We start from the raw sequence: 13794 nt of genomic DNA, 5'->3' as shown, positions 1-13794 counted from the left end.
CATGAACGCATGCTCGTCCCCGCCCTCACGTCCCTCGATCCCTCCACCACGACGCTCGCCCCGGACGGCAACCCCTGCAGCGCCGACGAGACGATCTGCAACGCCGTCTACGACCTCACCGGCCACGAGCGGCTCGCCGACTACTCCGGGGTCCTGATCGGTACGCCGCTGGCGCTGGCCGGGCTGTTGCTCATGGCGTTCGTGCTGCGCTGGGTCGCGCACAAGGCGATCGACCGGGTCGCGGGCCGCGCCGCCAAGGGGGTGCTGCCCGACCGGGTCAACCTCCTGGTCACCGAGCGGCGCCGTCAGCGCGCGGAGGCCATCGCGAGCCTCTTCAAGAGCATCGTCACCGGCCTGATCACCATGGTGTTCGGCACCATGATGCTCAGCGAGATCGGCGTCGACATCGCCCCGATCATCGCCAGCGCCGGCATCGTCGGCCTCGCCCTGGGCTTCGGCGCGCAGTCGCTGGTCAAGGACTTCCTGTCCGGCGTCTTCATGATCATCGAGGACCAGTTCGGCGTCGGCGACCAGGTCGACCTCGGCGAGGCCATCGGCACCGTCGAGGCGGTGACCCTGCGGATCACCCGGGTCCGCGACGTCAACGGCACCGTCTGGTACGTCCCCAACGGCCAGATCGTGCGGGTGGGCAACCAGAGCCAGAACTGGGCGCGGACCGTGCTCGACGTCAAGGTCTCCTACGACGAGGACCTCGCCCGGGTGCGCCGGGTGCTCGGCGAGGTCGCCCACGACCTCTGGGAGGACGACGACTTCAAGGGGCAGGTGATCGAGGAGCCGTCGGTGTGGGGCGTGCAGGACCTCGCCATCGACGGCGTGACCGTCCGGGTCGTGCTCAAGACCACGCCGGGCGAGCAGTGGGCCGTCGCCCGCGAGATGCGCCAGCGCATCAAGGCCCGCTTCGACCACGAGGGCATCGAGATGCCGTTCCCGCAGCGCATGGTCTGGAACCGCCACGAGCAGGCGCCCGCGCCCGCCGACGGCACCGGGTCGGCCTGATGCCCGACCCCCACGACCTCACGCTCGAACGGCACAATGGCGGCGTGACGTTCTACGAGGAGATCGGCGGTATCGACACGCTCCGCGCGATCGTCCACCGCTTCTACGAGGGCGTCGCCACCGACGAGGTGCTGCGCCCCCTCTACCCCGAGGAGGACCTCGGCCCCGCCGAGGAGCGCTTCCTGCTGTTCCTCGTGCAGTACTGGGGCGGCCCGACGACCTACTCCGACACCCGCGGGCACCCGCGGCTGCGGATGCGCCACGCGCCGTTCCGGGTCGACCCGCTCGCCAAGGACCACTGGCTGCTGCACTTCCGCGCCGGCCTCGACTCGGTCGACCTCACCCCCGAGCAGCGCGAGAAGTTCTGGGACTACGTCACCCACGCCGCCCAGTTCATGGTCAACACGTTCGACTGAGCAGCGCGTGCAGGGCCGGGTCGGGCTCGGTCGAGCGCTCGGTCTCGGGGTCCCAGAAGACCAGCGTGACGCGCGAGCGCGCGAGGGTCTGGGTGCCGTCGTCGATCTCGGCGTCGACGGTCATCGAGCGCGTGCCGACCCGCGAGACCCGTGACCACACGTCGTACGGCGTGGGGCGCAGCAGGATCGGGCGCACGTAGTCGACGTCGGTCTGCGCGACGACGACGTGCGGGGGGCGCAGCCCGGTGTCGCGGGTCAGGTCGGCCATCAGCCGGATCCGTGCCTCCTGGAAGTACTCGAAGTACTTCACGTTGTTGACGTGGCGGTAGAGGTCGACGTCGGAGAACCGCACGTGCAGCGGGTAGTGCCGCGCGTTCGCGCGCTCGTCGGCCCCCAGGGCGGCGATCCGCGCGGTCGGCGGGCCCGGCGCCGCCTCGACGTACGGCGCCAGGTCGGCCTTCTCCTCGGCGGTGAGCCGGCGCGGCCGCTCCTCGGCGAACACGTAGGGCGTCAGCAGTGTCGTGGCCCGCAGGTAGACCTGGCGGCCCCCGTCACCCTCGTCGCTCTCGTGGAAGACCTCGTAGGCGATCGTGAACGACGCCGCGCGCACCTCGGTCACCCAGCACTCGATGCTCACCGGGCGGAAGCGCAGCCCCAGCGGCGACAGGTAGGTGACCTCGTGCCGTACGACGACGACACCGTCCTCGAGGTCGTCGTGGGTGGCCCGGCCCTGCCCGAGCTCGCGCATCATGTGGACGCGCGCCTCCTGCAGGTAGTCGACGTAGGTCACGTTGTTGACGTGGCCGAGCAGGTCGAGGTCGGCCCAACGCATCGGGCACTGGTAGAGGTGACGCACGCCATGATCCTGGCAGCCCACGCGGCTGGTACCTGTTCTAGTCTGCGAGGGAACACCTCGAGGCTCGTCCCGAGCCCACCCAGTCGCAGAGAACCGGAGCCACCCGCATGCCCGAAGCAGTCATCGTCTCCGCCGCCCGATCCCCGATCGGACGCGCCAACAAGGGATCGCTCAAGGACCTGCGTCCCGACGACCTGACGGCCACGATCGTCAAGGCGGCGCTCGACAAGATCCCGGCGCTCGACCCCAACACCGTCGACGACCTCTACCTCGGGTGCGGCCTGCCCGGTGGCGAGTCGGGCAACAACATGGCCAAGGTGGTCAACACCCTCAACAACATGGACCTGGTGCCCGGCGCCACGGTGACCCGCTACTGCGCGTCGTCGGTGCAGTCGACCCGGATGGCGTTCCACGCGATCAAGGCCGGCGAGGGCGACGTCTTCATCTCCGCCGGCGTCGAGATGGTCTCGCGGTTCATCAAGGGCACCTCCGACCACTGGCCCGACACCAAGAACCCCCTCTTCGCCGACGCCGAGCAGCTCACCGCGAAGTACGCCGAGGGCGGCCAGGACTGGCACGACCCCCGCGAGGACGGCCTGCTCCCCGACATCTACCTCGCGATGGGCCAGACCGCCGAGAACGTCGCCCGGATGAAGGGCCTGTCGCGCCAGGAGCTCGACGAGTTCGGCGTCCGCTCGCAGAACCTCGCCGAGAAGGCCATCAACGACGGCTTCTGGGCCCGCGAGATCACCCCGGTCACGACCCCCGACGGCACCGTCGTCAGCACCGACGACGGCCCGCGCGCCGGCGTCACCTACGACGGCATCAAGGACCTCAAGCCCGTCTTCCGCCCCGACGGCGTCGTCACCGCCGGCAACTGCTGCGCGCTCAACGACGGCGCGGCCGCGGTCGTGATCATGTCCGACACCAAGGCCGCCGAGCTGGGCCTGACCCCGCTGGCCCGCATCGTGTCGACCGGCGTCAGCGGCCTGTCCCCCGAGATCATGGGCCTCGGTCCGATCGAGGCCACCAAGAACGCTCTCAAGTACGCCGGCATGAGCATCGGCGACATCGACCTGGTCGAGATCAACGAGGCGTTCGCGGCCCAGGTCGTGCCGTCGTACCAGGAGCTCGGCATCGACCTCGACCGGCTCAACGTCAACGGCGGCGCGATCGCCGTCGGGCACCCCTTCGGGATGACCGGCGCGCGCCTGCAGAACACGATGCTCAACTCGCTGGACTGGCACGACAAGTCGACCGGCCTGATCACCATGTGCGTCGGTGGCGGCCAGGGCATGGCGCTCATCCTCGAGCGAATCTGACCCGAGGGTCCCGCAGGCGGGCACCCGGTCCCCTTAGGGTGACCGGGTGCCCGCTCGCTTTCCGACCCGTCCCGAGCCGCGCTGGCTCGACGAGGAGCAGCAGGTCGCCTGGCGCGCGCTCGTGCTCGGCTCGACGCTGCTCTTCGACCGCCTCGACGACGACCTTCGCCACGCCCACGGGATCTCCATGGTTGAGTACGAGATCCTCGTGCGTCTCTCCGAGCGCGACGGACGTATGCGGATGTCGCAGCTGGCCGACTCGTTGGCCCACAGCCGCAGCCGGGTGACCCACACGATCCGCCGGATGGAGGACTCCGACCTCGTGCGCCGCGAGGACTCGCAGGACGACGGCCGCGGGGTGAGCGCCGTGATGACCGAGCGCGGGCAGCTGCTGCTCGAGAACGTCGCCCCGTCCCACGTCGCCAGCGTCCGCGAGCACCTGGTCGACCTCGTCGACCCCGCCGACTTCGCCGCGATGGGCAGGGTGTTCAACGCCGTCGCCGACCACCTCATCGCCGGCCACCCCGACCGCGAGATGCGCTGACGACCGCCTGGACGTGCCTGTGGCCCCGCCCGGGTGGGCGGGGTGTCGGAGCGGGGTGGTCAGGGTTCGGTGGTGCGGTCGACGAGGTAGGTCGCGCCGGCGGGTGAGCGCCACAGGTAGACCCCTGGGGCTGGTGAGTCGTAGGACCAGAGACTGAAGGTCTTGGCGCGGTGGTGTCCGCGGCACAGGCGGGCGAGGTTGAACGACCGGGTCTGGGCGACCCCGCCGTCGTCGTGGTCGCCGTCGTGATCGCTGGCGTGATCGCTGTCGTGATCGGTGTCGTGATCGGTGTCGTGGTCGTAGGGCTGGGTGTGGTCGCGGTCGGTGCGGTGTCGGGTGCAGAACGGGAACACGCAGCGTCGGTCGCGCAGGTCGACCTGTTCGGCCAGCCGGGCGTCGGGCACGTAGCCGGCGGTGGTCAGGTCGGCGTTGAGGTCGACCACGGGCTTGACGGTGACCTTGACCCCGGGCCGGGTGCACCAGGTGATGAGCTGGTCGACCAGGACCGGGGTGCCGTTGACGGTGGCGACGTCGGTGTCGTTGACGTGGGCGTAGAGCGTGACTCCCCGCCCAGGCGCGGTGCCGGTGCTGGGGTCGGTGCCAGGGTTGGCGGTGAGGTCGAGGGCGAGCTGGCCGCGGGCGATCTCGCCGGCGGCTGCGGCGCGGCGTACGTCTAACGGGTCGTTGTTGCCGAGGTCGGCGAGCTGGGTGGCGGTCGCGGTGATGGCGGCGTCGAGGTCGAGGGCGTCAGCGAGGTCGAGGACGCCGTGGACCTCGACGGTCCCGCCGAGCAGGATCGGGTTGTCGGTGAGGTCGATGTCGAAGCAGGGGCTTCGTCGGCGCGCTTGCGCCGGTCCTCGGCTTCGGCCGGGTCGTGGGTGGCCAGGGCGACGGCGATGGTGCGGTCGACCTGGCCCAGGGTGACGGCGTGGGCGCAGTGGGCCAGGGCCCGGTCGACGTCAGCAACACCCTCAGGCGGTAGGCACTGGGTGCGGGCGGTGATCCGGAACGCGCGCCACACCGGAACCTGCAGGTCGAGGACGCGTTGCCACAGCCGAGGCAGGCGGTGCCTCAGCTCCAACGCGTTGCCGACGTAGGTGGTGCAGGAGTCGGCGGACTGGCCCAGCACGGCGGACAGGTCCCAGGTGTCGAACTCGGACACCACGGGGCAGCCGACCCCCCAGCCGCAGACCCGGGGTCGCCACCAGTGCATCACCGACCTGGTGGGCGCCTGTCCAGTCGAGGACCGCGACCAGCTCGGCCACCTCGCCCTGTCGCTTCCAGTCCCGGGCCTGCGCGACCGCGGCCAGAGCCGGGTCGAGGAGGCTCTGGGTGCCGGTCATGTCTTCGACCCTAGACGCGACCACCGACACTTTTCGAACGAAGTACCAACCTATGTGGACGACGTGGTCGAGGTGATCGTGACGGTGCGGTGGAGTGGTCTCGAGACGGTCGCGGGCGACCTCCTCGACCATCGTGGAGTCGGGTCTGAGTGGTCGTAGCGGTCGTACGCGCCCTCCTCGCCCGAGGACTGCGCACGGGGTCACCGCATAGTCATTCCGGGCCTGTCCGGCGCGTCGAGCCACCCCTACCGTGACCCGCATGACGGACGAGCGTCGGTGGCCGACCTACGACCCCGGTCCGGGCGGGCCCGAGACCACCGCGACGACCGAGACCACCGTGACGACCGGCCCGGCGGCGCGTCGTGGCGGCGGGCTCCCACGGCTGGCGATGCCGGTGCTCGCCGGCGCGCTCGCCCTCGGCGGTGGCGTGCTGGGCCTGAGGTCGCTGGCCGGCGGGGACGGCGTACCGGGGTTCGGTGGGCCGGACGCCCTGTCGGCCGAGGGCATCGCCCAGCTGCGCGACGACGTCGCCGAGCGCACCGGCGACACCGAGCTGTTCCGCGCGGTGATCTACCCGGAGTACGCCGTGCTCGACGTGCCCGTCGACGCCACCAGCCAGCGTGAGGAGTCGCTGCAGTGGGACGGCGACCTCGGCGACTTCGCCGGCAAGGGCACCGCGTCCAACGAGCGGGTCGACCTCGCCGAGGTCGACCCCGCCGTGCTGCTCGCCGCCGTCGCCGAGGCCAAGCGCCTGGTCGAGGACCCCACCACGTGGTACGCGATCGTCGAGGGCCCCTCGACCACGACGGACGGTGACGCGGCGAGCATCACCGCCTACGCGACCAACGACTACAACGAGTCGGGCCTCGTCGAGGTGGGCCTCGACGGGACCGAGATCCGCCGCTACCCCGCCTGACCGGTCCCGGTCAGTCGCGCGTCAGGCGGCGGTGGGTGACCCGGTGCGGACGGGCCGCCTCGATGCCGAGCCGCTCGACCTTGTTCTCCTCGTAGGCGGCGTAGTTGCCCTCGAACCAGTACCAGCTGGCCGGGTTGTCGTCGGTGCCCTCCCACGCGAGGATGTGGGTCACGACCCGGTCGAGGAACCACCGGTCGTGCGAGGTCACCACGGCGCACCCCGGGAACTCCAGCAGCGCGTCCTCGAGCGACGACAGCGTCTCGACGTCGAGGTCGTTGGTGGGCTCGTCGAGGAGCAGCAGGTTGCCGCCCATCTTGAGGGTCAGCGCCAGGTTGAGGCGGTTGCGCTCACCACCGGACAGCACGCCGGCCTTCTTCTGCTGGTCGGGACCCTTGAAACCGAACGACGCGACGTAGGCGCGCGAGTTCATCTCGAAGTTGGCGACCTTGATGAAGTCCAGGCCGTCGGAGACGACCTCCCAGACGTTCTTGGTGGGGTCGATGCCGCCGCGGCTCTGGTCGACGTAGCTGATCTTGACGGTCTGGCCGACCTTGAGGTCGCCCTTGTCAGGGTCCTCCTGATCGGTGATCATCCGGAACAGCGTGGTCTTGCCGACGCCGTTGGGCCCGATGACGCCGACGATGCCGGCACGCGGCAGCGAGAAGGTGAGGTCGTCGATCAGGATGCGGCCGTCGAAGCCCTTGCCGAGGTGCTCGGCCTCGAGCACGATGTCGCCGAGCCGGGGGCCGGCGGGAATGTTGATCTCGGAGGTGTCGATCTTGCGCATCCGGTCGGCCTCGGCGGCCATCTCCTCGTAGCGCGCGAGCCGCGACTTGCTCTTGGTCTGGCGGGCCTTGGCGTTGGAGCGCACCCACTCGAGCTCGCGCTCGAGCATCTTGGCGCGCTTGGCGTCCTTCTGGCCCTCGATCTTGAGCCGTTCCTTCTTGGTCTCGAGGTAGGTCGTGTAGTTGCCCTCGTAGGGGTGCGCCGCGCCGCGGTCGAGCTCGAGGATCCACTCGGCGACGTTGTCGAGGAAGTAGCGGTCGTGGGTGATGGCCAGGACGGCGCCGGGGTAGGTCTTGAGGTGGCCCTCGAGCCACTGCACGGACTCGGCGTCGAGGTGGTTGGTGGGCTCGTCGAGCAGCAGCAGGTCGGGCTGCTGGAGCAGCAGCTTGCACAGCGCGACCCGGCGACGCTCACCACCGGAGAGGTTGTCGACGATCGTGTCGGGCGGCGGGCAGCGCAGGGCGTCCATGGCCTGGTCGAGGCGGCTGTCGAGGTCCCAGACGTTGGCGGCGTCGAGCTCGGACTGCAGGTCGCCGGCCTCGGTCGCGACCTTGTCCTGGTCGGCGTCGGGGTCGCCCATGAGCATGTAGAGCTCGTCGAGGCGGGCCATCTTGGTCTTGAGCTCGACCACGGCCTCCTCGACGTTCTCGAGCACCGTCTTGCCCTCGCTCAGCGGCGGCTCCTGCTGCAGCATGCCGACGGTCGCGCCCGGGTCGAGGATCGCGTCGCCGTTGTTGGCGTTGTCGAGCCCCGCCATGATCCGCAGCAGCGACGACTTGCCGGTGCCGTTGGGACCGACGACACCGATCTTGGCGCCGTGCAGGAAGGAGAGGGTGACGTTGTTGAGAACGACCTTGTCACCGTGGGCCTTGCGCACGTTGCGCAGGGTGAAGACATATTCCGCCATGGGGCCCGAGCCTAGTCACCGCACGGGCGCACCGCCCGTGCGGGGTGAGGCGGCGCCCGGGTGGCGCACCGCGACGGACTCAAGCGGCCGCGGCCTCGGCCGGGCCCGGCACCGCCTGCGCCGCCCGCGCCCGATGGAACGTCGAGGTGCCGCGGCACAGGTCGTGGCCGACCGTCATCGCCTCGAGCTGCACGTCGAGGGTCTCGACGCCGGCCTTGTTGATGTAGGTGCGCATGTCGAGCTTGCCGTGGATGACCACGGCGTCGCCACGGTGCAGCGACGCCGCGCAGTGCTCAGCCAGGGCGCGCCAGGCCGAGACGGAGTACCACTGGGTCGGCCCGTCAGACCACGCGTTGGTGGCGCGGTCGAGGCGCCGCGGGGTGCAGGCCACGCGGAAGTTGGCCACCGGGGCGCCGCCGGCCTGCCGCAGGACGACGTCGCCGCCGACCCGGCCCTGCAGGGTCACCATCGTCTCGTTGAACATCTCTGTCTCCTCGTCTCGTGACGCGCCCACGGTGGGCGCAGGCACGAGCCAAGGCGGCGCCGCCGACAAGCACGGCCCGCTGCGGGAGGGCCTGTGGACGACGCCCGGTCGGCCGGCGCCTGGGGACGACTCCTGGTCAGGCCGGCTCAGCGCAGCGGGAAGTCGTGCTCCCGCCAGGGGTCGATCCCGCGCTCGGACTCGGGCCGTGGCCCGAACCAGCGCCGCTCGGACTCGTCGATCGCGACGTCGTTGATGCTGGCCTCGCGACGGCGCATGAGCCCGCTGTCGGCGAACTCCCACAGCTCGTTGCCGTAGCTGCGGAACCACTGCCCCGAGGCGTCGTGGCTCTCGTACTGGAACCGCACCGCGATCCGGTTGCCCGCGTAGGACCACAGGCTCTTGCGCAGCACGTAGTCGATCTCGCGCTCCCACTTGGCGGTGAGGAAGGCCACGATCGCCGTGCGCCCGACCAGGAAGTGCTCGCGGTTGCGCCACTCGGAATCGGCGGTGTAGGCCAGGCTGACCCGCTCGGGGTCGCGGGTGTTCCAGGCGTCTTCGGCCGCCTGCACCTTGGCGAGGGCGCCGTCGAGGTCGAACGGCGGGAACGGCGGGCGTGACTCCGACATCGTGGCTACTCCTTGAGGACCGTCGCGACGTTGCTGCGCACCGTGGCGTACGCCGCCAGCTCGGCCGCCACCGGAGCGACGACGAGCTCGGCCGCGACGTCGTGGACCGCTCCACGCAGCCGCCGCTCCGCGGCCGCAGCACGGGTGCGGGCGGTGCCGGCGACCAGGACGCGGCAGACCAGGGCGAGCAGCACCCCGAGCGCGACCCCACCGACCAGCATCAGCAGCGGCAGCGGCATTCCGGCCACCTGGGGCGCCTCGTCGGCGAGGTTGCCGCCGACGACGAGCAGGGCCGTCCACACACCACCGGCGAGTGCCACCAGAATCAGCGCCCACTGCAGGACCCGGACCAGGCCGGCCCACACGGGCAGCTGGTCGACGCCGAGGTCGGTGCTCGCCATGGCGCGGTCGAGCCGGTCGCCGACCTCGGTCAGGCGCGAGGTGGACGCACGGCGCACGGCGGCGACCCACGAGGGACCGAGCCCGGCCGACGCGTCGTCGGCCAGGGCGCGCACCTCGGTGTCGATGCGGGCGCGCTGCACCGGCGTGGTCTCGGGCAACCGCGGGCGGCGTCCGCCCGACAGCGCCTCGCCGGACGAGCCGAGGTCGAGGTGGAGCTTCTTGAGCGGGTCGGACTTGAGCCGCGAGACCCACGACACGACGGGCCACGTGGTCGCCCGGCCGGCGCGCAGCCGGGTCGAGCGCTCGACGGCGTCGACGACGACCGGCACCCCGGCGGCGTCGGCGAACGCCTCCTCGAGCTGGTCGACGCGGGCGGAGGACAGCTGACGGGGGTCGCCGGTGCCGCCGGCCTCGTCGAGCGCGCCCGCGGCGGCCCGCAGGTCGGCCTCGATGCGCTGCCGGGTGAGCTTCTTGGCCGCGACCCGCGAGGCGATCTCCGCGCGCAGGTCGTCGACGCCGATGCCGGCGCGGGCACTGACGGCGAAGACCGGCACCGAGGCCAGCCCGTCGAGGTCGAGCAGCCGGCGTACGTCGTCGACCATCGCCTGGCGCCGGTCCTCGGGGACGGTGTCGATGTGGTTGAGCACCACCACCATCACCCCGGCGTGCGAGGCCAGGGGCGCGAGGTAGCGGTCGTGGATGGCGGCGTCGGCGTACTTCTGCGGGTCGAGCACCCAGACGAGCAGGTCGGCGAGCACGACGAGCCGGTCGACCTCGAGGTGGTGGCTGACCTCGGTGGAGTCGTGGTCGGGCAGGTCCATGAGCACGACGCCGTCGAGCTCGCGGTCGGCACGCCCGGCGGGGGTGGAGTCGCGGCTGGAGTCGAGCAGCGAGTCGCGCATGGTGCGGTGGCGCGCGGGGATGCCGAGCCAGTCGAGCAGCTCCTCGGCGCCGGCCTTGCCCCACACGCACGCGGTCGCCCACGACGTCGTGGGTCGGCGTACGCCGGTCGAGGAGAGCTCGAGGCCGGTGAGGGCGTTGAAGGTCGAGGACTTGCCGGACCCGGTCGCGCCGGCGATCGCGACGACCGTGTGGTCGGCCGAGAGGCGCAGCCGACCGGCCGCGCGGGAGGCGATGGTCTCGGCCTCGTCGACCACGGCGCCGTCGACGCGACCGCGCGCGGCCGAGGCGGCGGCCTCGAGCGCGTCGATACGGGCACCGAGCTCGGTGCCACGCGTGACGAGCTTGCGGGCGCCTTCGAGCAGTGACGTCACAGAGTGTCTCCAGGCGGGGGGGTCTTGCCAGGCTTGGCGGCCTGGTAGCGCAGGTCGTCGACGCGACGGGCCGCCTCGCGCAGCATCTCGGCCGCGTCCGGTCGCAGCCCGAGTGCGTCGACCCGGGAAAGATAGCGGGCCCGCTCGTCGCTCAGCAGGGCGGTGACCCGCTGCTCGAGCGAACGGCGTGCGCGCTCGGCGAGGGTGCGCACGGCCTGGTCGCCGAAGACGGCCTCGAGCAGCTTCTGTCCGACCACGGCCGAGCCGCCGGCCACACCGGCCTCGGCCCCGGTCACGCCGGCGGTGTGGGCGAAGACGACGACCATCAGCGACACCGCGAGGCCGTTGACCCCGAAGGCCAGGAAGCGCGCGGTCGTGCGCTTGTCGGCGCCCTCGGCGCGCACCAGGTCGAGCACCTCGCCCTGCCACGCGCGCACCATCTGCTCGGTACGACGACGCAGGTCGCGCGAGGCACGGCCGAGGTCGCCCGGGGCGTCCTGGAGGAGGCCGGCGCCCGCGGGCTGCTGCGACCAGGCGCGGTAGGCGCGCTCGGCGGCCGCCTCGGCGTGCTCGAGCACGAGGGTCTCGAGGCCGGACTCGACCGCGACGGTGACGCGCTCGGCCTGCTGCGGCTTGCCCTTGATGGTGTTGACGAGCCGGTCGCGCAGGCCGCCGACGCGGGTCTCGAGCGAGCGGAGCAGCTCGCCGGTGCCGACGAACTCCTGCCAGCGGGCGAGCACCTCGCCGCGCAGCAGCGTGCCGTCGGCGGTCGCCGCGCTCACGTCGGCGATCGCGACGTCGTAGGCGAGGTCGACGTCGTCCTTGAGCTTGGTGGCGATCTCGATCTGGGCGGCGCACGCGTCGGCGACCGGGTAGGCGCTGCGCGTGATGGCGCGTACGGCGCCGTCGAGGGTCTGCCGCACGACGACGGTCCGCGCGTCGACGTCGTCGGCGAGCGTCTCGAGCCAGCTGCGGATCTCGACGACGTGGTGGGCGTCGAGCAGGCCCTGGTCGTCGACCTTGCCCTCGGTGACCACGAACAGCGGCGAGTCCTTCAGGCCACGGCTGGCGAGCATGCGCGCCAGGTGGGTGGAGACGGTCTGGATCGCCTCGTCGGGGGTGCGGTCGAGGATGATCGCCACCGCGGTGGACCGCTCGGCGGCCTGCCTGAGGAACCCCCAGGGCACCTGGTCGGCGTAGCGCGCGGCGGAGGTGACGAACAGCCACAGGTCGCCGGCCGCGAGCAGCTGGGCGGCGAGCAGCCGGTTGCGCTCCTCGACGGAGTCGACGTCGGGGGCGTCGAGGATCGCCAGCCCGGCGGGCACCGCGGTCGAGGCCACCAGCTGCAGCGAGTCGGGGTCGTCGGTCGTGTGGTGGACGCGGACCAGGTCGGGCAGCAGCCGGTCCTGGCCGAACCACTCGGCGTCGTCGGGGTGGTGGACCAGGACCGGTGACCGCGTGGTCGGGCGCAGCACGCCGGACGTCGTGACCCGCTCCCCCACCAGCGAGTTGACCAGCGTCGACTTGCCGGCCCCGGTAGACCCGCCGACGACCGCGAGCAGGGGCGCCTGCAGGGTCATCAGGCGCGGGATGACGTAGTCCTCGAGCTGGTCGACCATCGCGCCCCGCGACGCGCGCAGGTCGTCGGTGCCCGGCAGGTCGAGGGGCAGCTCGGCGGTGCCGAGGGCCTGGCGCAGGCGCACGAGCGCCGTCACCATGCGGCTCTCGTCGACCGTCGGGGTGGGGGGCTCTGGGGGGGTGCTGGTGCTCTTGCTCATGCTGTGGGGACCACCTGTCCGGGGAACGCGACGTGGGGCCGGACCTCGCGGATGCGGGCGACGTGGAGCGCGCCGCGCTCCTGCCAGTCGTCGGGCGCGGTGCCGCGCAGGAGCCGGTGGTGGAGGAACCCGAGCTCGATCAGGGCCTGCTGGTAGTCGGCCATCGCCCGGGCCGCGGCCTTGCCGCCGGTGCGCTGGGCGTGCAGGCGGGCCGCCCGTCGCGCCCGCAGGTCGACGACCCAGCCGATGTCGGTGGCCGGGATCAGGCGGCGCTGGGCGGCGTCCTGCAGGGCCGCGGCGAGCATGGTGGCCTCGGAACGGCGGGCCCACAGGGCCAGAGCCGTGAGGCCGCCGAGCGCCGGCAGCATCAGCACGACGTAGACGAGGCCGAAGCCCGCGACGCCGAAGACGGTCGAGCCGTTCCAGGCGCCGTGGGCGAGCACCGCGACGAGGTAGCCGCCCAGCGGCGCCAGCACGCGCACCGAGCGGCTGCGCGAGCCGACGGCGATGCCGATCCCGATGCCGGTGAAGGCGGTGAACAGCGGGTGGGCGAACGGGCTGAAGACGCAGCGCAGCACGAAGGTGGAGGTCACCCCGGCGATGCCGCCGGGGCCCATGCCGTCGGTCCCGTTGTAGGCCGCGGAGAGGTAGAGGATGTTCTCGGTGAAGGCGAACCCGATGCCGATCATGCCGGCGTAGACGATGCCGTCGAGCAGGCCGTCGAGCTCGGCGCGGCGCCACCAGAGCAGCAGCAGGAGGAAGAAGCCCTTGGCCGCCTCCTCGGTGACCGGGGCGACGACCGCCAGGGAGGCGTGGCCGGTCACCGGCACGAAGAGCCCGCCGATGCCGCCCACGACGATGGCGATCGCGGTGGCCGCGAAGGCGCCCCACAGCATCGCGTAGACCAGCAACGAGGTCGGCTCGGGCTCGTAGCGGTCGAGCCAGAGGTACGCCGCCACGAGGGGCACGACCGGCAGCGCCGCCAGCACCGTGGCCACCAGGGTCACCGTAGGCGCCCCCGACAACGCCAGGACGGCGAGCATCACCAGAACGCCGAGACCCACCGTCACGGTCACGACGACCGTGAACGTGACGCTGTCGAGACGGCGGCCGGGCATGGGGG

14 protein-coding genes are annotated in these 13794 nt (G+C 71.9%); 5 read left to right on the top strand and 9 right to left on the bottom strand.

Features of this window, described 5'->3' with window-relative positions; all coding sequences use genetic code 11:
- Positions 1-9: 9 nt before the first annotated feature.
- Positions 10-1017: a mechanosensitive ion channel family protein gene (locus FZC61_RS19770; protein WP_148615888.1), complete on the top strand. Its 1008-nt coding sequence runs from the start codon at positions 10-12 to the stop codon at positions 1015-1017.
- A 44-nt stretch (positions 1018-1061) separates the two neighbouring features.
- Positions 1062-1433: a globin gene (locus tag FZC61_RS19765; RefSeq protein ID WP_246142810.1), complete on the top strand. Its 372-nt coding sequence runs from the start codon at positions 1062-1064 to the stop codon at positions 1431-1433.
- Here the strand turns inward: FZC61_RS19765 and FZC61_RS19760 are convergent.
- On the bottom strand, positions 1417-2289 hold the full coding sequence (locus tag FZC61_RS19760; RefSeq protein ID WP_148615886.1) for an acyl-CoA thioesterase: 873 nt from the start codon (positions 2287-2289) through the stop codon (positions 1417-1419). The genes FZC61_RS19765 and FZC61_RS19760 overlap by 17 nt on opposite strands.
- 107 nt (positions 2290-2396) lie before the next feature.
- Here FZC61_RS19760 and FZC61_RS19755 point away from each other — a divergent pair, with 107 nt between their 5' ends.
- Together FZC61_RS19755 and FZC61_RS19750 are read left to right on the top strand one after the other, a co-directional pair.
- Complete coding sequence (locus FZC61_RS19755) at positions 2397-3611, top strand: acetyl-CoA C-acetyltransferase (protein WP_148615885.1); 1215 nt, start codon at positions 2397-2399, stop codon at positions 3609-3611.
- A 46-nt stretch (positions 3612-3657) separates the two neighbouring features.
- Positions 3658-4155, top strand: coding sequence for a MarR family winged helix-turn-helix transcriptional regulator (locus tag FZC61_RS19750; protein WP_148615884.1), 498 nt, complete (start codon positions 3658-3660; stop codon positions 4153-4155).
- Positions 4156-4214: 59 nt separating this feature from the next.
- Here the strand turns inward: FZC61_RS19750 and FZC61_RS19745 are convergent, their stop codons facing one another.
- Both FZC61_RS19745 and FZC61_RS19740 read right to left on the bottom strand, forming a co-directional pair.
- The gene (locus tag FZC61_RS19745; RefSeq protein WP_148615883.1) at positions 4215-4598 is read right to left on the bottom strand and encodes a hypothetical protein; all 384 of its coding nucleotides are present in this window, start codon (positions 4596-4598) and stop codon (positions 4215-4217) included.
- Between the two features lie 230 nt (positions 4599-4828).
- Positions 4829-5317, bottom strand: coding sequence for a hypothetical protein (locus FZC61_RS19740; RefSeq protein ID WP_148615882.1), 489 nt, complete (start codon positions 5315-5317; stop codon positions 4829-4831).
- A 440-nt stretch (positions 5318-5757) separates the two neighbouring features.
- Between FZC61_RS19740 and FZC61_RS19735 the strand changes: the two genes are divergently transcribed.
- Positions 5758-6414: a hypothetical protein gene (locus FZC61_RS19735; RefSeq protein WP_148615881.1), complete on the top strand. Its 657-nt coding sequence runs from the start codon at positions 5758-5760 to the stop codon at positions 6412-6414.
- 10 nt (positions 6415-6424) lie between these two features.
- Here FZC61_RS19735 and ettA read toward each other — a convergent pair whose 3' ends face one another.
- The 6 genes from ettA to FZC61_RS19705 all read right to left on the bottom strand — a co-directional run bounded on the left by ettA (position 6425) and on the right by FZC61_RS19705 (position 13789).
- The gene (ettA, locus tag FZC61_RS19730; protein ID WP_148615880.1) at positions 6425-8107 is read right to left on the bottom strand and encodes an energy-dependent translational throttle protein EttA; all 1683 of its coding nucleotides are present in this window, start codon (positions 8105-8107) and stop codon (positions 6425-6427) included.
- A gap of 79 nt (positions 8108-8186) precedes the next feature.
- Positions 8187-8591, bottom strand: coding sequence for a single-stranded DNA-binding protein (locus tag FZC61_RS19725; protein ID WP_148615879.1), 405 nt, complete (start codon positions 8589-8591; stop codon positions 8187-8189).
- Between the two features lie 146 nt (positions 8592-8737).
- On the bottom strand, positions 8738-9217 hold the full coding sequence (locus tag FZC61_RS19720; RefSeq protein WP_148615878.1) for a nuclear transport factor 2 family protein: 480 nt from the start codon (positions 9215-9217) through the stop codon (positions 8738-8740).
- A gap of 5 nt (positions 9218-9222) precedes the next feature.
- Positions 9223-10893 carry a GTPase gene (locus FZC61_RS19715; RefSeq protein ID WP_148615877.1) on the bottom strand — a complete coding sequence of 557 codons (1671 nt, stop codon included), beginning with the start codon at positions 10891-10893 and terminating at the stop codon, positions 9223-9225.
- Positions 10890-12671 carry a dynamin family protein gene (locus tag FZC61_RS19710; RefSeq protein WP_246142809.1) on the bottom strand — a complete coding sequence of 594 codons (1782 nt, stop codon included), beginning with the start codon at positions 12669-12671 and terminating at the stop codon, positions 10890-10892. The genes FZC61_RS19715 and FZC61_RS19710 overlap by 4 nt, the downstream gene beginning before the upstream one ends.
- On the bottom strand, positions 12668-13789 hold the full coding sequence (locus tag FZC61_RS19705) for a PrsW family intramembrane metalloprotease (protein ID WP_148615876.1): 1122 nt from the start codon (positions 13787-13789) through the stop codon (positions 12668-12670). The genes FZC61_RS19710 and FZC61_RS19705 overlap by 4 nt, the downstream gene beginning before the upstream one ends.
- Positions 13790-13794 lie beyond the last annotated feature (5 nt).

The sequence above is a fragment of the Nocardioides rubriscoriae genome, from assembly GCF_008087085.1.
In the GTDB taxonomy this organism is placed as follows: domain Bacteria; phylum Actinomycetota; class Actinomycetes; order Propionibacteriales; family Nocardioidaceae; genus Nocardioides; species Nocardioides rubriscoriae.
The sequence above is the reverse complement of the archived record's forward strand: the minus strand, read 5'-3'. Positions and strand labels throughout refer to the sequence as shown.